We start from the raw sequence: 19,419 nt of genomic DNA on the forward strand, positions 1-19,419 counted from the left end.
TTTTAGCACCGATTTCATTTAAATGGTCAGCATCATAAAAATCGGCTGTTATAAATTTGTCAGATTTCAATAAATTTAAATAACTGCAATTTTGGTTTTTTTGAACCAATTCATTTATAGTTTTAATTGTTTTAGACAATTGAATTTGGTTTAAATTCTTATAATAAGAAAGATGAGTAGGTGTGGTAATAAATAGAATCTTAATATTCTTTTTTTGACACACTTTTATAATTTTCTGAAGACTTTTTAAATTATCATTATATAATTTAATGTTTATTGCAGTATGTTTTTTTGCAGTATATTGACCTTCAAATTTTTTTCTTTCTTTTGAATTAAAGTTTGTTCCCCAACCCAAATTAGAAGAGGTTATAAATGATTTATTTAAAGCGTAATGTTTTACTGCTTTTTTTATATTTAATAAAATATCATGATTTAAAGTTTCAAAATTATCTGTAAAATGATATTTATTCTCAAAACCATAATACAAGATGTAGTTTTTTAAACGCCATTTTTCAACATCAGTTTCTAAGGTTTCAAACAGACTAAAATATGAAATAGGAATAATCACTGTTTCTAAATTCGTTAATTTATCCTTGTAATGATGTAAGAGTTCTTCATCTAAATCTAATGTTTGTGAAACATAAGCAGCATTGAATGTTTGCTTTGAAAAATATTCAGGATTAACGCCATAAAAAGTATGAGAACTTCCTAAAATAAGGGTGTTAATTTTCGAAGCATTTTTATCAAAATAAGAATTTTTAAGTTGATAATCGTTTGGAATTTTCCGAAGTGCAATTTCTAAAACCAAAAAGAAAATAAAAATTGGTAACAAGATTTTCAAAATATGTAACCAAAACTTTTTCATTTAAGGGTTCTGTAATAATTGATAATAATTTCTAATTAGGACATTCTGTAATAGAATTTATCCATTCTGCGATTAAGGCAACACCTTCATCATGAACAATTGTTCTTCCTAAAAACGGCATTCTGTAATTCGGGTCATTAGTAGTAACTCTGAAATATAATAGTGATTGTGTTAAATTTCCTGGTTTAACAATTCTTCCTTCCATACCAGGAACTATATGATTAGGTGAAACACAAACGCCCATACTTGATAAATTTGAAGTCTCATTAAATCCAAATTTTAAATTGAAAAATGACGCATAACCACCTGTTTGATGACAATGTGCACAATTAGCATCAAAATAAGAACGTACTCTTGTTTCTAACGGTTTGGTCGTGTCTTTGTAGTTTACAACTGCATTTATATTCGCAGGAGTATTGCTTTCAAGTATCCCAAGAGATTTCCACTTTGCCAATTGGTTTGAAACACCATCATTATAATTGTAATTGCCATTTAAATTTTGAGGTTTTATTCCAATAGGTCTTTTTTCGTTTGAAATAGTATGACAACCCGCACATTTTAATTCATTTGGAATGTCGTAATCTATTGTTCTTGTAACATCATTATTATCAATCCATGTAATTTGTTTCGTACTACCATTTAAATTTAAATATGCCTCTGTTTGCTCTTCATTCCAAATATAATTAGCGTAAATCCAACCATTAGCTTTTCGAATCATTATTCGTGTTTCTATGATCCTTGTAGTATTTGAAGGTAACACATGATTGTAGTAAAAACTTTTAATTAATGCGCTGCCTACAGGTAGTTCTAAAACAGAATAATCATTTACATAAGTGGCTTTTGAACCAGAAGGTAGCCAAACAAACCTTTTCTTTTCGGCGTAGTCTGTAAATAACTCACTTTCAGGCTTATATGGTATTACGCCTAAAACAGGCTCTTGGTTTTTAAGTTCGCCTTGAAAAAAATTATAATCTGAAAGTTTTACAAATGGCACCTGGGTTAAATCCATTTTTACTGGTGATATAGCAGTATACAAGTCGCTGTTGTCTTCTTTATTACAAGAAAACAAAAGGATAACTAAAAAAAATATTAAAGCTTGTTTTGCTAATTTCATTATTTAAATATGAATCCGCAATATATAAAAAAATCCTGACAGAAAAAATGTCTGTCAGGATTTCTAAAATATGTAGTACTTATTATTTTAGCGTTTCAAAACTTCTTTTTACAAAAGCCGTTAATTCTTCGCCTTTTAATAAACCTTGAGATAGTTTAGCTAAATCTAACGCGTTTTTTACTAACTCTTTTTGTACTTCATCTTTGGCTTCTAAAATGGAATTAGCCAATTCAGAATTCGCATTCACTACTAAATTATACATTTCGGGCATGTTGCTCATTCCAAACATTCCGCCGCCGCCACTTTGACTCATTTCTTTCATACGACGCATAAACTCGGGTTGCGTAATTATAAATGGAGTGGCATCACTGTCTAATGATTCTAATTGTACAGAATAAGCTTTCGGAATTACAGCTTCTAAAGACGTTTTTAAGGTTTCTTTTTCAGTATCTGATAATTTAGAAATTTGCACTTCTTCTTTGTTGATTAATTTATCAATATGATCCGCATCAACTCGTGCAAAAGTTAAATTTTCATTGTCGGCTTCTAATTTCTGAATCAAATGCGATACAATTGGAGAATCTAAAAGTAATACTTGATATCCTTTGCTTGTAGCGATATCAATATAACTGTGCTGTGTTTCTTTATTTGATGCGTATAAAACTACTAATTTTCCATCTTTATCAATTTGTAAATCTTTAGTTGCCTCTTTTAATTCAGCTAATGTATAATGCTTATTTTCTGTTGTTGGATACAATACAAAATCGCTAGATTTTTCATAGAATTTAGGTTCAGATAGCATTCCGTATTCTAAAACAATTTTAATGTCGTGCCATTTTGCTTCAAAATCCTCACGGTTTTCATTAAATAACGATTTTAATTTGTCAGCAACTTTTCGAGTAATATAATTTGAAATTTTCTTTACGTTACTATCGGCTTGTAAGCCAGAACGTGAAACATTTAAAGGAATATCTGGAGAATCTACCACACCCTTAAGCATCAATAAAAATTCGGGTACAATTCCTTCCACATTATCCGTTACAAAAACTTGATTTTGATACAACTGAATTTTATCTTTCTGAATTTGTAAATCAGACCCTAATTTAGGAAAATATAAAATACCAGTTAAATTGAATGGATAATCTACATTTAAATGAATGTGAAATAAAGGTTCTTCAAATTGTGAAGGGTATAATTCTCTGTAAAATTTTTTGTAATCTTCATCAGACAATTCGGTTGGTTGTTTTGTCCAAGCTGGATTTGGATTGTTTATGAAATTATCAACATCAATATATTCCGCTTTATAATCGTCCCCAGCATCCTCTGGTTTTGGTAAAGCTTCTTTTTTAGTCCCAAATTTTATAGGAACAGGCATAAATTTATTGTACTTAGTAAGTAATTCACGGATTTTGTATTCTTCTAAAAACTCCAATGAATCTTCTGCAATGTGTAATACAATTTCGGTTCCTCTATCGGTTTTAGTATGAGGTTCTAAAGTGAATTCAGGACTTCCATCACAAGTCCAATGCGCAGCTGGCTCGTCCTTAAATGATTTTGTAAAAATTTCAACTTTAGAGGCTACCATAAAAGCAGAATAAAAGCCTAAACCAAAATGTCCTATTATTCCAGAATCTTTAGCAGAATCTTCGTATTTATTTAAAAATTCTTCTGCTCCGGAAAACGCCAATTGGTTAATGTATTTTTCCACTTCATCTGATGTCATACCAATACCTTGGTCGATAATGTGAAGTTTTTTACCTTCCTTATCAATTTTAATTTCTATAATCGGATTTCCGTATTCCGTTTTTGCTTCTCCAATGCTGGTAAGATGTTTTAATTTTAAAGTGGCATCGGTTCCGTTAGAAATTAATTCACGAAGAAAAATTTCGTGATCGCTGTACAAAAATTTTTTAATCAATGGGAAAATATTCTCCACCGAAACATTAATTTTTCCTGATGTCATATTGTATTTATTTAAATTAATTTTACGTAGTTTAAGTAGTCAAATTAAGTACCAATATTACTTTTGCTGACAAATTGACATTTTTATTTTATTAAAATCAGCTTATTTTTTTGGTTTCATTTAAAGTAATATATTTACACTTTATTTTTTAGAATTATTTCCATAACATTCGCAAATGCTTCACGTAGCCATTCCTTCTTTTTCATATCAAGAAAAAATTATTTTACAAAATCTAACATTTACGTTAAATGAAGGGCATCAATTAGCCATTATTGGAGAAAGTGGTTGCGGAAAAAGTACCCTATTGAAAATTATTTACGGATTATATGATTGCGATGAAGGCAATCTTTCATGGAAGTCTGAGTCTATTTTAGGGCCGAAGTTTCATCTTGTACCAGGAATGCCATTTATGAAATATTTAGCACAAGATTTCGATTTAATGCCATTTATTACAGTAGGGGAAAACGTTGGAAAATTTTTATCTAATTTTTATCCAAAAGAAAAACAAGACCGAATAGATGAGCTTTTAAATTTGGTAGAAATGTCTGAATTTAAACATATAAAAGCCAAATTTTTAAGTGGCGGACAAATGCAGCGTGTGGCGTTGGCACGAGTATTAGCACAAGAGCCAGAAGTATTACTGTTAGACGAGCCATTTTCACACATTGATAATTTTAGAAAAAACAAATTAAGAAGAAAAATATTTCAATATTTAAAAGAAAAACAAATTACAACACTTGTTGCAAGTCACGACATTAATGATGTGTTGTCGTTTTCAGATGAGGTTATTGTTTTAAAAGACACTACTATTTTAGAAAAAGCAACTCCACTTGAATTATATAATCATCCTAAATACCCATATACAGCTGCATTATTTGGTGAAGTAAATGAAATTAAAATACATGGAAAAATGCAGTTAATTTATCCCAATCAATTGCAAATTGTAGAAAAATCTGAAATTCAAGTTGAGGTAGTGTCTTCCTATTTTAAAGGGAAATATTATTTGATTGAGGCAAAATTTGAAAATCAACTCGTTTATTTTGAGTCAGAATTTAAAATTGAGAAACAGAGTATCATCAATCTTAAAATTAAGGAATAATTGCCACATTATAAATAATAAATTATAGCATATTTTTCTTAAATTTGCTTAATAAAATCAATAAAATGTACCACTCAAAAATATCGGGCTTAGGTTATTATGTGCCAGAAAACATTGTAACAAATGATGATTTATCCAAAATAATGGATACAAATGACGAATGGATTCAAGAAAGAACAGGAATTAAAGAGCGTCGTCATATCATTAGGGGAGAAGACACCACCACTTCTATGGGGGTTAAAGCTGCAGAAATAGCTATACAGCGAGCAAATGTTGCTAAAGAAGATATAGATTTTGTAATTTTTGCCACACTTTCACCGGATTATTATTTTCCAGGTCCTGGTGTGTTAGTGCAGCGTGATTTAGGATTAAAAACAGTTGGCGCATTAGATGTTAGAAATCAATGTTCTGGATTTGTGTATGCCATTTCAATTGCCGACCAATATATTAAGACAGGGATGTATAAAAATATTTTGGTAATTGGATCCGAAGTACATTCTACCGGATTAGATATGTCAGATAAAGGTAGAGGTGTTTCAGTGATTTTTGGAGATGGAGCAGGAGCAGCCGTTCTTTCAAGAGAAGAAGATATGAATAAAGGAATTTTATCTACTCATTTACATTCCGAAGGGCAACATGCCGAAGAATTAGCCCTAATTGCACCAGGAATGGGAAAACGCTGGGTTACCGATATTATTGCAGATAATGATCCAAATGATGAAAGTTATTTTCCTTATATGAATGGACAATTTGTATTTAAAAATGCAGTAGTTCGTTTTAGTGAAGTCATTAACGAAGGTTTAGAAGCCAATGATTTACAAGTTTCAGATATTGATTTATTAGTGCCACACCAAGCCAATTTGAGAATTTCTCAGTTCATTCAGCAGAAATTTAAATTGTCTGATGACCAAGTGTATAATAACATTATGAATTATGGAAATACTACCGCCGCATCTATTCCGATTGCTTTAACAGAAGCTTGGGAAAAAGGTAAAATTAAAAGTGGCGATGTAGTTGTTTTAGCCGCATTTGGTTCTGGTTTTACCTGGGGAAGCGTGATTATTAGATGGTAATTTTTTTTGGAGTATAGATAACACAATATGAAAATAGAATACAAAAAAAGCGTTCAGAAACTTCTGAACGCTTTTTTTGCCTTATGCCTTAAACCCAACACCCAACACCAAAATTAAAACATTCCACCACCTTGGGTTTCGTTTTTCTCACGTTGTTTGCGTTGTAGTTCCTTGTTTTTACCGCTTCCAAAATTGTAATTGAACCCTACATAAAAGGTTCTGCTTTCAAATCTAAATTCACCATCTTGACGGAACGGAATGTTTCCATTAAATCCGAAAAATTGGGTTCTAAACATATCATTCATTCTTGCAGAAAGGGTACCTTTTCCACCTATAACACTATAGTTTGCTCCAAAATCTACACGATACATTGGCGTTCTTAAATATTGCAATCCTAAATCGCGACTTCTATACATTCCAAATAAATTAAATCGTAATTTTTTGGTAGCAGTAAAAGTATTGTTTAATCGCGTGTTAAAAGTGGATACGTTTATTTCTTTATTTTCTGGTAAGTTGGTGTTGATATTTGTAACAGTTCCACGAACGGTTTTGTAATACACATCTGCACTTGCGTTAGTTGACCACCATTTTGTTAATTTTAAATTGGCGTTTATTTCTGCGCCCAATTGACTGTTGTTGTCAAAATTATCAAACGACATAATATTTTGAATGTTGTTCAATGGATTTGGAAAAATAACTCTCGAAATTTCAGCATTAATTAATCGGTAAAATACGGCAGAAGTCACACTTCCTAAACTGAAAATTTTGGTATGATTAATTTCAAATGAATTGGTAAATTGCGGTTCTAATGCTGGATTACCTCTAGATTCAATTAAAGGTGTCGTCCATTCTCTAATAGGATTTATTTGTCCAATACTCGGGCGATCAACTCTTCGGGTATAGTTTAAATTAAAGGTATTTTTGTCATCTAATTTATAAGATAAATACGCAGATGGATACGCTGTGAATATTTCATCTTCAACTGAAGTGGATTCAAAATAATTTGGATTTTTTTCATCACGTTCAAATTTGGCATCTAAAGTATATTCTTCAATTCTAACACCAACTTGGGCACTAAATTTGCCAAATGATTTGCTATAATTTGTATAAATCGCGTGAATGTTTCTATTAAAAGTAAACGGATTAGAACCATAAAATGGTAACGATTCATTGTAAAAATTATTTTGTCCATCTTGAATTCTACTTTCAAAACCCATTTCAATTTTTGAGTTTTCGTCTATCGGATTTGTATAATCAATATTAAATTGGGCATAGTTTGTTTTGCTGTCTATGTCATTTAATCTTAATACGCCATTGTTTCTAAAATAGGAGATATCTTCGTTTGAAGTCTTGGCATAATTGGCTTGAAATTCAATTAACTCACCTTTTTTCTTAAAGTTATGTTTATAGTTTAAATCGTAGGTTTGTGTGATATTTCCACTGTTGTTAGTATTAGTTTGTAATTCATCTATTTTAGAAGTGTTATAATAATTTACATTTGTAGTTGAATTTCCTTTTCCATCTGCAACATTCCAGTTTGTAAAAAACGATAAAGTATTGTTGTCATTAATGTAATAATCCACTCCAATTTTAGCCAAGTGAGACGTGTTGGTATTAGTGAAGTTAAAATCTTGTCTGTTTTCTAAATTCGGACGATCCGATTCTACAAAACCAAAACTTCTGTTTTTTCCGTGATTAAAGCCATAATTGGTATAAAAATTTACTTTTCCCACTTTATAATTTAAATTTAACGACTGATTTGTTTTAGGAGTAATTCCAAATGTATAGCCAGTAGTTATATTACCATTAAATCCATTTTGTGTATTTTTATTTAAAATAATATTTATAATTCCACTATTTCCTTCTGGATTGTATTTAGATGACGGATTGGTTATTAATTCGACTTGTTTTATGGAAGCTGATGGGATTTGTTGTAATAACTGTCCCGCATCAATATTGGTTGGTTTTCCGTCAATTAAAACTCTAACATTGCTATTGCCACGTAAACTTAATTCCTTGGTTTGTGGATCAATACTTACTGTTGGAATGTTATTGAAAATTTCCGATGCAGTAGTTCCAGAGGCAATTAGATCTTTACCAATAGTTACTACTTTTCTGTCGGCTTTTTGTTCAATAGTGGAGCGTTCTTTTACAATAGATACGGTTTCAATAGTATTCGCATTCGATTCTATTGTAATATTTCCAATGTTTACTTCTTTGTTTTCTTCAGATAAAGTAATCGTTTTTGACGCATCATTGTATCCGATAAAGTTGACTTTTAAAACATAGCTTTTCAATTCTAAATTTTTTATTTCAAAACTTCCATCTTCTTTAGTTGAAATGGCAGCTACTGGTTTCTGGCCTTCTAAAACGCTAACCGTTGAAAAACCAACAGGTTCATTAGATGTTTTGTCGGTAATTTTTCCTCTAATAATACCAGGGTTGTTTTGTTGAGCCACTAAATTTGCAGTTGAAAAAACAAATACTAAGGCACTAAAAATGTGTTTTAATTTCATGATTTTTTTTAAAGATTTTAAAGAATAATTTAGCTGTTAAATAACGTGTTTAAACATGAAGAACTTACAGCGTAAAATATGAATTTTGTTCATTAGACAAAATTTGTGCATTTTTGTTACAAATGAACTTTTCAATTGGTTAAAAATTCTATCTTTGCACGCTATTAAAAACACGATTATGTTATTACAAGAGATTCTTTTTGAACCTATAAAAAATGCCGTTGAAAAACTATTTCAAATTTCTATTGAAAAAGTTGAATTTCAATCCACAAAGAAAGATTTTGAGGGCGATATTACTATGGTCGTTTTTCCGTTGGTTAAACAAATTAAAGGAAACCCTGTAGAAATAGGAACTAAAATAGGTGCGTATTTAGTAGAAAACGTGGCTGAGGTATCAAAATTTAATGTAGTTGCTGGTTTTTTAAATTTAGTAATTTCAGATGAATATTATATTTCTTATTTTAATAGCATAAAAAATGATAATTTGTACGGCTTTGTATCGCCCACAGAAGATGATAAAGCAGTAATGGTAGAATATTCTTCACCAAATACAAACAAACCTTTGCATTTAGGTCATATAAGAAATAATTTATTGGGTTATTCTGTTGCTGAAATTATAAAAGCTTCTGGTAAAAAAGTATATAAAACACAAATTATTAACGATAGAGGAATTCATATTTGTAAATCGATGTTGGCTTGGCAAAAATTCGGCAAAGGACAAACACCAACTTCAACTGGTTTAAAAGGCGACAAATTGGTTGGTAATTTTTATGTGGAATTTGATAAAGCTTATAAAGTAGAAATTGCTTCTTTAATGGCAGAAGGAAAAACAGAAGAAGAAGCAAAAAAACTAGCACCACTTATTTTAGAAGCCCAACAAATGCTTTTAGATTGGGAAAATGGGAAACCAGAAGTTATTGAACTTTGGAAAACTATGAACCAATGGGTATATGATGGATTTTCTGTAACGTACACTAATTTAGGAGTAGATTTCGACAGTTATTATTACGAAAGCAACACCTATTTGTTAGGAAAAGATGTAGTTGAAGAAGGTTTAAGTCATGGTGTTTTCTTTAAAAAAGAAGACGGCTCGGTTTGGATTGATTTAACGGCAGATGGCTTAGACGAAAAAATTGTATTGCGTTCAGATGGAACTTCTGTGTATATGACGCAAGATATCGGAACGGCTATCCAGCGTGTTAGAGATTTTTCAGACATTGGAGGAATGGTGTATACGGTTGGAAATGAGCAAGATTATCATTTTAAAGTATTGTTCTTAATTCTTAAAAAATTAGGATACGAATGGGCTGAAAATTTATTTCATTTATCGTACGGAATGGTAGAATTACCTTCTGGAAAAATGAAATCGCGAGAAGGAACTGTAGTTGATGCAGATGATTTAATGGCTGAAATGACTACAACAGCACAACAAATTTCTGAAGATTTAGGAAAATTAGATGGCTATTCTGAAGAAGAAAAAGCAATTTTGTACAACACAATTGGTTTAGGAGCTTTAAAATATTATATGTTAAAGGTGGATCCGAAAAAACAAATGATGTTTAATCCAGAAGAATCAGTAGATTTTAATGGAAATACAGGACCTTTTATTCAATATACGTATGCTCGAATTCAATCGATATTAAGAAAAGCTACTTTCGATTATAATTCCGAATCAAAACTTGTGGAACTTCACGAAAAAGAAAAAGAGTTAATAAAACAAATACAATTATTTCCTGAAGTAATTCAAAATGCTGCTGAAAATCATAGCCCAGCATTAGTTGCGAATTATACCTACGAATTGGTAAAAGAATTTAATTCATTTTATCAAAATGTGTCGATTTTAGGAGAAGATAATTTAGATAAAAAAGTATTTAGAGTGCAACTGTCAAAATCTGTAAGCCAAGTAATTAAAAATGCTTTCGGATTATTAGGAATTAGTGTTCCTGAGAGAATGTAAAATTCTATTTACGATTTTTGAAATACATTTTTATAATAATAAAATAAATCATTGCGAGCTTTGCGAATTCATTGCGAACCTTGCGGTTAAGAACAAAATTAAAAGTGAAACAAAACAAATCATATTTCTTTCAATCCTGGCTAATTGTAGTAATTGCAATTGTGTCTTTTATTGGGTTTAAATCGTTTTTGCCTAAAAAATTATTTCCAGACGCTTCAACAAATAGTAAAAATATTATTGTGGATAGTTTGATGTTAGAAGCTGTTGCAGAAGGCGCTAACCTTTCTGAAGAAGACACTTTAACAAACAAAACCATTTCTTTTGTTTCAAATCCATTAGGAATTAAATTTTCAAGTGAAAAATTTGAACAATATAAGGGATATCAATACCTAATTCCCTTTTTTGAAAAGTTATACCAATTAGAAACCAATAAAAAAGGAAAAGCCCGAATTGCCTATTTTGGGGATTCAATGACAGATGGCGACCTAATTGTACAAGATGTGCGTACTCAATTTCAAAGTGTTTTTGGTGGAGAAGGTGTTGGGTTTGTAAATATTTCATCAGAATCTGCAGCTTCAAGAGGTTCAGTTATTCACGAATTTTCTCCAAACTGGAAATCCCAATCGTATTTAAAAACAAAAAGCCCATTGCGTTCATTTGGAGTGAATGGCGCTGTTTTCTTTGCAAAAGACACAGTAAACCCTACTTGGGTGAAATATAAAGCAGGAAGAAATCGTTTTTCAACAACGTTAAATAATCCCACTCTTTTTTATGGAAGTTCCAAAAATAAAAAAGGATTGTTGTTTCAAGTTAATGGAAAAGATACTGTTTATAAAAAACTGGTGCCAAACGCTATTTTAAACACAACTCAAACTGGAAGTACTGTAAAAAATGTAAAAGTAAATTTCATAAATGCAGATTCTATTCCATTTTATGGATTTAATTTCGATGATGGAAAAGGAATTCACGTTGATAATTTTTCTTCTCGAGGAAATTCTGGTTTGCCGTTAGGATCATTTAATATTGATTTAATGAATGCTTTTCAGCAAAAGTTGGGATACGATTTAATTATTTTACAATTCGGAACGAACGTTTTAAATTACGGTTCATTAAATTATTCTTGGTACGAAAGAAAAATGACAACAGTTGTAAATCACGTAAAGCAATGTTTTCCTGGAGCAGCAGTTTTAATTGTTACAACTGCAGATAAATCAACTAAGTACGATATGCAAATGAAATCAGATTCTGCCGTTGCTCCTTTAATTATGGCTCAGAAACGATATGCAGTAAAATCAGAAGCGGGTTTAGTAAATCTGTATACTCTTATGGGTGGTGATGGTTCTATGGTGAAATGGGTAGAAAATGTACCTGCAAAAGCCAATAAAGATTATACGCATTTTAATCACAGAGGCGCTAAAGAAATTGCAAAACTAATTTATAAACAAATAGATACGGGTTACATTGAGTACAAACGATTACGTGCTTTAGCAAAGCAGAAAAACAAACCCAAAACTAAGGTATTAGATTCGGTACCAGCAACAAAAGACACTTTAAATGAATAAATTTATATACATATTATTTTTTACTACACTTGGTTTTTCGCAAATCGATTCTGTAAAAGTAGCAATTGATAGCACTACAATTGCTATTGATACGACTAATTTTGAAGCATTTAATAATGTAATTTCTAACGAAAAAGCATTATCTGCTATTTTTGAAAAATTATATCAATTAGAAGAAAACCAAGATAGAAAAGTACGAATAGTTCACATTGGTGATTCGCACATACAAGCGGATTTATTTACTGGAAAAATTAGATATCGTATGCAGCAAATTTTCGGGAATGCCGGTTTCGGATTTACATTTCCATATAGTTTAGCAAATACAAATAATAGTTCGCCTATCAAATTTACAGGCTCTGGAGGATTTTCTGCTTCGCGAAATTTATATGCTGATACTTCAAAACCTGTTGGCGTAAGCGGGATATCATTTGAACCCAAGGATAAAACCTTTCATATAGATATGTTAGTTAAAGATGCTCAATTCGATTTCACAAAATTAAAAGTCATTTCACCTAAAAACGAAAATATTTTTAATGTATCGTTTGCAAAAAAAAGTTTTACTACGCAAGAAAAAGTAGCTGTTAAAACACCAGCAATAAGTTCTCATAAAGTAAAACCGGGTGAAGTATTAGGTGTAATTGCAGATAAATATAACATTTCATTAAAACAACTAAAAGCAGCAAACGGATTGACATCTGATAATATTAGAGATGGAAAAATTCTAAAAATTCCTGGTGGAAAAACAGTAACCACTTATAAAACTGTTTCAACTGTAAAGTATGTTTACGAGCCTATTGTATTAGAGAATACACCATTATACAATTCCTATACTTCTGAAAAACCAATTGATAAAGTTACAATTATAGGAAATGAAAATAATTCTGAATTTGCTTTAAATGGTTTGATTTTAGAAAATGACAACGTAGGAATTACGTATAGTTCAATAGGTGTAAATGGTGCAAAAAGCAGCGATTTCAATAAATTCCCTTTGTTTTTTGAACAACTACCAGCACTTGAAGCCGATTTGTATGTAATTTCTTTAGGAACAAACGAAAGTTTTGATAAACAAGATATTGCTACTTATTTTGGGAATTTAAAAACAATGATTGACGGTATTAAACAAAAATCCCCAGAAGCATCATTTTTAGTTACTACGCCACCGCCTTCTGTATTACACGGAAAATCTCAAAATATTTACATTGAAAAATATGCCGAAAAAATTATTGAAATGGCAGCTACTGAAAACTATGCAGTGTGGAATTTATTAGATGTTTTTGGTGGAAATAAAAATATTATAATGAATACAAGAATGGGATTAATGGCAAGAGATAAAGTGCATTATTCTAATACGGGATATGATAAACAAGGCGAATTGTTTTTCGATGCGTTTATTCAATCGTACGAATTATATAAATCTGAAAAATAAGAGATTGTGTTGCAAGAATGGTTTTATAAAAATATAGGTAAAATTACTCCTGAAGTAATTGAAAAATGGTTTGTTTATAATGAAAAAGAACCATTGCTTTTTAATACGGGCTTATTTTTAGGTTTGTTTTTGGTGTTTTATTTTTGGTATATTTTACTGAAAAAAGCTGACACTTTGCGAATGGTTTATGTAATTTTATTTTCACTATTTTTCTATTATAAGTCAAGCGGAATTTATTTTTTATTACTTTTAGGTTCGGCAGTTGTTGATTATAATTTAGGAAATTTAGTACATCGTACTTCAAGTGTTTTTTATAAAAAACTATGTTTAACATTTAGTATTATTCTAAATTTAGGATTTTTAGGTTATTTTAAATATAGTAATTTTTTAGTAGACATTACCAACACTGTTACTGGAGAAAAATTTGCTTTTTTTGACGTGATTTTACCTGTAGGAATTTCATTTTATACGTTTCAATCAATAAGTTACATTATTGAAGTCTATCGAAAAGAAATCGTACCTACTAAACGTTTTGTAGATTATTTGTTTTTCGTTTCCTTTTTTCCACAATTAGTGGCGGGACCAATTGTAAGAGCAAAAGATTTTTTACCTCAAATTTATCAAAAATTAAATGTAACTCAAGACGATATCAACCGTGCGTTTTTATTGATAATTGGTGGATTGATAAAGAAAACAGTAATCTCAGATTATATTTCGTTAAACTTCGTAGATCGTGTTTTCGATTTGCCAAATAGTTATACCCCTTTCGAAAATTTAATGGCGTCTTATGGCTATACGATTCAAATTTATTGTGATTTTTCTGGATATTCGGATATGGCAATTGGGGTAGCATTATTGTTAGGCTTCAAATTACCAACTAACTTCCGTTCGCCATATAAATCCACTTCTATTACAGATTTTTGGCGCCGTTGGCACATTTCGTTATCTACTTGGTTAAAGGATTTTTTATATATTTCTGTGGGAGGAAATCGGTACGGAACATTTGCAGGATTTTTATTCCCAAGTTTGTTTTTTATAGGTGCTATTGTTTGGGGCGTTTCCTTCTCTAAAACAAGTAGCATACCATTATTAATAGCTGTAGCATCAACTATAGTCTTTGTTTTTACTTTTTTATTTTCAAGAGAAAAAGAAAAAACGATGTACACTAATGTGAATTTAATGACAACTATGCTGTTAGGTGGTTTATGGCACGGAGCAAGTTTGCGATTTATTATTTGGGGTGCTTTACACGGTATGGCACTTGCTATCCATAAAATATTTTTAGAATATTACCCGCCGTCAAAGCGTAAAATTTTCTTTTTAACGCCATTTTTAAAATTTATTGGAATTCTTGTAACCTTTCATTTTGTAGCGTTTTGTTGGATTTTCTTTCGAGCAAAAGACTTTACAATCGCATTACAAATTATTCAGAATATTGGAAAAGTAACTTTCGATTTCAATCAGTGGTTCACCATAATTCAAGGCTATCAAAATGTATTTATTTTGATGTTTTTAGGCTATTTTTGGCATTATATTCCCGAAAAAGTTACTATCGCCATTCAAGATGTTTTTAAAGCTATGCCTTTAATTACTCGCGCTATTATTTTAGGATTGGTTTTTTGGTTGGTTTATGCTACTGCATCGGCAGGTCCGCAGCCGTTTATTTATTTTCAGTTTTAAGTTCTGTAATATTTGTTACATAGTAGTGATTTTAACTTTAGTACATTTGTATAAAGATTTTAAACTATGAAATCGCCATTAACAACAAGTTTGCGTATGCAAACACATATAAATAAAAAGGCGATACCATATATGACCTCAAATAATAAATTTTACATATATGAAAAATATATTCTTTAACAATTGGCATTTTATGCGCTATTTCCGAATTGCGATTGCTTTATTTTGTTTTTACACCGCATATGAGGAAAATCAATGGGTATTTATTCCATTTGGTGTTTTCTTTTTGTTTCAAGCGGTTTTTAATTTAGGTTGTGGCCCCAGAGGTTGTAATGTTCCAACTAAAAACAGAGAAGATGAGTAAATTTCAAGAACTAATTAATGGAAACAAACCCGTGTTAATTGATTTTTTCGCCACTTGGTGTGGTCCTTGCCAAGCTTTAGCTCCAATTTTAATAGAATCAAAAGAAGAGTTAGGAGACGCTGTAAATATCATTAAAATTGATGTAGATAAAAACCAAGAAATTGCTGCTCATTTTCAAGTAAAAGGAGTGCCGACTATGATGTTGTTTCAAAACGGGAAAATGTTATGGAGACAATCGGGTGTGGTTTCTAAAAATGAAATTGTTACTATTGTGAAACAAAAAGCTAATGTTTAAAAAATACAAATTAACATTTATTGGTATTTTTATAGGTGCTATTTTAGGGTATTTGTATTACTTTTATGTTGGGTGTGCATCAGGAACTTGTAAAATAACTTCAAGTCCTGTAAATAGTACTTTATATGGAGCTTTAATGAGTGGCTTATTATTTAATATTTTTGAAAATAAACCAAAGAAAAAATAATTGTCCTTGTTTTTTTGGAAATTCGCGAATTAAAATTAAAAAAATAATATATATTTGATTTTTAAAATTAATTAGTTAATTTCTTTGATTATGAAAAAAATTAAAATAATTTCAGTTTTAGCACTTTTATTCGTCCTTAATGTAGCTTCTATGTGTAGTGATGAAGATGATGCGCCAACAAATATAAATCAAACACAAGTAATTAATACGGTTATTTCAGGTACTTGGCGTATTACAAATTATGTAGATTCAGGAGTAAATGAAACTGCTAATTTTACAGGTTATAATTTTACATTTGCTTCAAATAATTTGCTTACAGCAGTAGGAAACGGATTAACTACATCAGGAACTTGGTCGGTTACAGATTCAAATAGTAATGATGACACTTTAAACGATTTAGATTTTAATATTGCTTTTACCACTCCAGCTAATTTTGTAGATTTAACAGATGACTGGGATATCGTTTCAAGAACGGATACAAAAATTCAATTGATTGATGTAAGTGGAGGTAACGGCGGAACGGATTATTTGACCTTCGAAAAAAATTAAGAAAAATTTATCATTTATGTAGTATAAAATTATTACTTTTGAAATATATAAGTTAATACGTATAACAAATAAAAATAAATATCATGAAAAAAGTATTATCAATTGTTGCCTTAATGGCATTTATGGTTTCTTCTGCTTCTGTAGTTAACTTTAAAGAAAAAGAAAAAGAAAAGAAAAAAGAGAAAACTGAAAAATCTTGTTGTTCAGATAAAAAAGCGGCAGAGAAAAAATCTTGCGCTTCAACTGAAAAAAAATCATGTTGTTCTAAAAAATAATATGTTTCATATAATTTAAAAACCGTTCCGAATTTTCAGAACGGTTTTTTTATTTTTAAAAATTAAAATTTTGCAAGTAGCTCACTTTGTTACTTTACAACTTTACCTTATATTTGCATTTCATTAAAAAAGCTCAATTATTATGTTTGATAATCTTACCGATAAGTTAGATAAAGCATTCCATATATTAAAAGGACACGGAAAAATTACGGATATAAACGTTGCCGATACTTTAAAAGAAGTACGTCGTGCATTGTTAGACGCCGATGTGAACTTTAAAATTGCTAAAGATTTTACTACAAGAGTTAAAGATAAAGCTATTGGTGAAAATGTATTAACAACATTACAGCCAGGTCAGCTATTGGTAAAATTAGTAAAAGATGAATTAACCGAATTAATGGGTGGAGATGTTGCAGGTGTCAATTTATCTGGAAATCCAACTGTTATTTTAATGTCTGGTTTACAAGGATCTGGTAAAACTACCTTCTCTGGAAAATTAGCTAATTTTTTAAAAACAAAGAAATCTAAAAACCCGCTTTTAGTAGCTTGTGATATTTATCGTCCAGCAGCAATTAATCAGCTGCACGTTGTAGGCGATCAAATAGGCGTGGAAGTGTATTCTGAACCTGATAATAAAAACGCAGTTTCTATTGCCGAAAATGCAATTAAGCATGCAAAAGCAAATGGTTTTAATGTAGTAATTATTGATACCGCTGGTCGATTAGCTGTTGATGAAGAAATGATGAACGAAATTGCAAACGTTCATAAAGCCATTCAGCCGCACGAAACGTTATTTGTGGTCGATGCTATGACAGGTCAAGATGCAGTAAACACAGCAAAAGCGTTTAATGATAGATTAAACTTCGATGGTGTAATTCTTACAAAATTAGATGGAGATACTCGTGGTGGTGCGGCAATTTCAATAAAATCGGTAGTCAATAAACCTATAAAATTCATCGGTACTGGAGAAAAAATGGACGCCATTGATGTGTTCTATCCTTCTCGTATGGCGGAACGAATTTTAGGAATGGGTGACGTAGTATCTTTGGTAGAAAGAGCACAAGAGCAATACAATGAAGAGGAAGCCAGAAAAATTCAGAAGAAAATTGCTAAAAATGAATTTGGTTTTGATGATTTCTTAGCTCAAATACAGCAAATTAAAAAAATGGGAAGCATGAAAGACCTTGTCGGAATGATTCCTGGAGCTGGAAAAGCGTTGAAAGATGTTGAAATTGAAGATGACGCCTTTAAACACGTAGAAGCAATTATACAATCGATGACGCCAAAAGAAAGAAGTAAACCTGCGATTATAGATGTAAAACGAAAAGCAAGGATTGCAAAAGGAGCAGGAAGAAAAATCGAAGAAGTTAATCAGCTAATGAAACAATTCGATCAAATGAGTAAAATGATGAAAATGATGCAAGGCGGCGGTGGAAAAAAACTAATGCAAATGATGGGCGGAATGAAAGGAATGCCTTCAATGCCTGGAATGAAATAAGAACTATATTAAAGTCGAATGTTTTAAGAATTAATTAAAACATTCGACTTTTTAACTATAAAAACAATAACTATGCAACTACTAGACGGAAAAAAAGTATCAGAAGAAATTAAAGAGGAAATTGCTGCCGAAGTAGCAAAAATGAAAGCAAATGGCGAAAAAGTTCCTCATTTAGCGGCAATTATTGTAGGAAATGACGGAGCTAGTTTAACGTATGTAGGAAGTAAAGTTAAAGCTTGTGAACGTGTGGGTTTTGAATCAACATTGATAAAAATGCCAAGTACGACTTCGGAAAAAGAATTACTTAATAAAATTGCTGAATTAAACGAAGATTCAAACATTGACGGTTTTATTGTGCAATTACCATTACCTCCTCAAATTGATACTCAGGAAGTTATTATGGCCATTCATCCATCAAAAGATGTAGATGGTTTTCATCCAGAAAACTTTGGAAAAATGGCTTTAGATATGAGTACGTTTATACCAGCTACACCATTTGGAATTTTAGAATTATTGGAAAGATATAATGTTAAAACGCAAGGAAAACATACGGTAGTTATTGGAAGAAGTCATATTGTGGGTCGTCCTATGAGTATTTTAATGGGAAGAAAAGGGTTTCCAGGTAATTCAACAGTAACTGTTACACATACACACACTAAAAATATTACACAAATTACTTCACAAGCAGATATTATTATTTCAGCTCTTGGTGTACCAAATTATTTAAAAGCAGAAATGGTAAAAGATGATGTAGTGGTTATTGATGTAGGAATTACTCGTGTACCAGATGAAACATCCGAAAAAGGATATAAAATTGTGGGTGATGTTGATTTTGAAAATGTTTCTAAGAAAGCCTCATTTATCACACCAGTTCCAGGTGGAGTAGGTCCAATGACAATTGCGATGTTATTGAAAAACACATTGATAGCAAGAGAAAATAGAAAATAAAAGATAAAAATCTCAATTTTAAGTTGAGATTTTTTTTTAATTATAACT

General features: G+C 30.7%; 17 protein-coding genes. 13 read left to right on the forward strand and 4 right to left on the reverse strand.

What is annotated here, in order from left to right; genetic code table 11:
- From ACIQZ1_RS07930 to htpG, 3 genes are all read right to left on the reverse strand, one after another.
- On the reverse strand, nt 1–865 hold an 865-nt coding region (locus ACIQZ1_RS07930), incomplete at its 3' end, for a hypothetical protein (protein WP_396160440.1).
- Nucleotides 866–896: 31 nt separating this feature from the next.
- Nucleotides 897–1,979: an SO2930 family diheme c-type cytochrome gene (locus tag ACIQZ1_RS07935; protein ID WP_396160441.1), complete on the reverse strand. Its 1,083-nt coding sequence runs from the start codon at nt 1,977–1,979 to the stop codon at nt 897–899.
- An 82-nt stretch (nt 1,980–2,061) separates the two neighbouring features.
- A complete protein-coding gene (htpG, locus tag ACIQZ1_RS07940) occupies nt 2,062–3,942 on the reverse strand; it encodes a molecular chaperone HtpG (RefSeq protein ID WP_396160442.1) in 1,881 nt (626 codons plus the stop codon).
- Between the two features lie 175 nt (nt 3,943–4,117).
- Between htpG and ACIQZ1_RS07945 the strand changes: the two genes are divergently transcribed.
- Complete coding sequence (locus ACIQZ1_RS07945) at nt 4,118–5,041, forward strand: ABC transporter ATP-binding protein (protein ID WP_396160443.1); 924 nt, start codon at nt 4,118–4,120, stop codon at nt 5,039–5,041.
- Nucleotides 5,042–5,106: 65 nt separating this feature from the next.
- A complete protein-coding gene (locus ACIQZ1_RS07950; protein ID WP_396160444.1) occupies nt 5,107–6,114 on the forward strand; it encodes a 3-oxoacyl-ACP synthase III family protein in 1,008 nt (335 codons plus the stop codon).
- A 113-nt stretch (nt 6,115–6,227) separates the two neighbouring features.
- Here the strand turns inward: ACIQZ1_RS07950 and ACIQZ1_RS07955 are convergent, their stop codons facing one another.
- Nucleotides 6,228–8,630 carry a TonB-dependent receptor domain-containing protein gene (locus ACIQZ1_RS07955; protein WP_396160445.1) on the reverse strand — a complete coding sequence of 801 codons (2,403 nt, stop codon included), beginning with the start codon at nt 8,628–8,630 and terminating at the stop codon, nt 6,228–6,230.
- 178 nt (nt 8,631–8,808) lie between these two features.
- On the opposite strand from ACIQZ1_RS07955, the gene argS reads away from it, so the two are divergent.
- The 11 genes from argS (at nt 8,809) to ACIQZ1_RS08010 (ending at nt 19,371) form a co-directional block, all read left to right on the forward strand.
- Entirely contained in the window at nt 8,809–10,587 is a 1,779-nt protein-coding gene (gene argS / locus ACIQZ1_RS07960) for an arginine--tRNA ligase (RefSeq protein WP_396160446.1), read from the forward strand.
- Between the two features lie 104 nt (nt 10,588–10,691).
- Nucleotides 10,692–12,149, forward strand: coding sequence for a hypothetical protein (locus ACIQZ1_RS07965; protein WP_396160447.1), 1,458 nt, complete (start codon nt 10,692–10,694; stop codon nt 12,147–12,149).
- Nucleotides 12,142–13,575 (forward strand): GDSL-type esterase/lipase family protein, encoded by a 1,434-nt coding sequence (locus tag ACIQZ1_RS07970; protein ID WP_396160448.1) that lies wholly within the window; start codon nt 12,142–12,144, stop codon nt 13,573–13,575. Before ACIQZ1_RS07965 ends, ACIQZ1_RS07970 begins: the two co-directional genes overlap by 8 nt.
- Nucleotides 13,576–13,581: 6 nt before the next feature.
- Complete coding sequence (locus tag ACIQZ1_RS07975) at nt 13,582–15,255, forward strand: MBOAT family O-acyltransferase (RefSeq protein ID WP_396160449.1); 1,674 nt, start codon at nt 13,582–13,584, stop codon at nt 15,253–15,255.
- Nucleotides 15,256–15,415: 160 nt separating this feature from the next.
- Nucleotides 15,416–15,619, forward strand: coding sequence for a hypothetical protein (locus ACIQZ1_RS07980; protein ID WP_396160450.1), 204 nt, complete (start codon nt 15,416–15,418; stop codon nt 15,617–15,619).
- Nucleotides 15,612–15,914 (forward strand): thioredoxin, encoded by a 303-nt coding sequence (trxA, locus tag ACIQZ1_RS07985; RefSeq protein ID WP_353077284.1) that lies wholly within the window; start codon nt 15,612–15,614, stop codon nt 15,912–15,914. The genes ACIQZ1_RS07980 and trxA overlap by 8 nt, the downstream gene beginning before the upstream one ends.
- Nucleotides 15,907–16,101, forward strand: coding sequence for a DUF6132 family protein (locus ACIQZ1_RS07990; RefSeq protein ID WP_396148749.1), 195 nt, complete (start codon nt 15,907–15,909; stop codon nt 16,099–16,101). Before trxA ends, ACIQZ1_RS07990 begins: the two co-directional genes overlap by 8 nt.
- A 90-nt stretch (nt 16,102–16,191) precedes the next feature.
- Nucleotides 16,192–16,650: a hypothetical protein gene (locus ACIQZ1_RS07995; protein WP_396160451.1), complete on the forward strand. Its 459-nt coding sequence runs from the start codon at nt 16,192–16,194 to the stop codon at nt 16,648–16,650.
- An 83-nt stretch (nt 16,651–16,733) separates the two neighbouring features.
- On the forward strand, nt 16,734–16,925 hold the full coding sequence (locus ACIQZ1_RS08000; RefSeq protein WP_291241052.1) for a hypothetical protein: 192 nt from the start codon (nt 16,734–16,736) through the stop codon (nt 16,923–16,925).
- Between the two features lie 142 nt (nt 16,926–17,067).
- A complete protein-coding gene (gene ffh, locus ACIQZ1_RS08005; RefSeq protein ID WP_396160452.1) occupies nt 17,068–18,423 on the forward strand; it encodes a signal recognition particle protein in 1,356 nt (451 codons plus the stop codon).
- Nucleotides 18,424–18,495: 72 nt separating this feature from the next.
- A complete protein-coding gene (locus tag ACIQZ1_RS08010; protein ID WP_396160453.1) occupies nt 18,496–19,371 on the forward strand; it encodes a bifunctional 5,10-methylenetetrahydrofolate dehydrogenase/5,10-methenyltetrahydrofolate cyclohydrolase in 876 nt (291 codons plus the stop codon).
- The last annotated feature ends 48 nt before the right edge of the window (nt 19,372–19,419 follow it).

This window comes from Flavobacterium sp. (assembly GCF_044341185.1).
Classification (GTDB): Bacteria; Bacteroidota; Bacteroidia; order Flavobacteriales; family Flavobacteriaceae; genus Flavobacterium.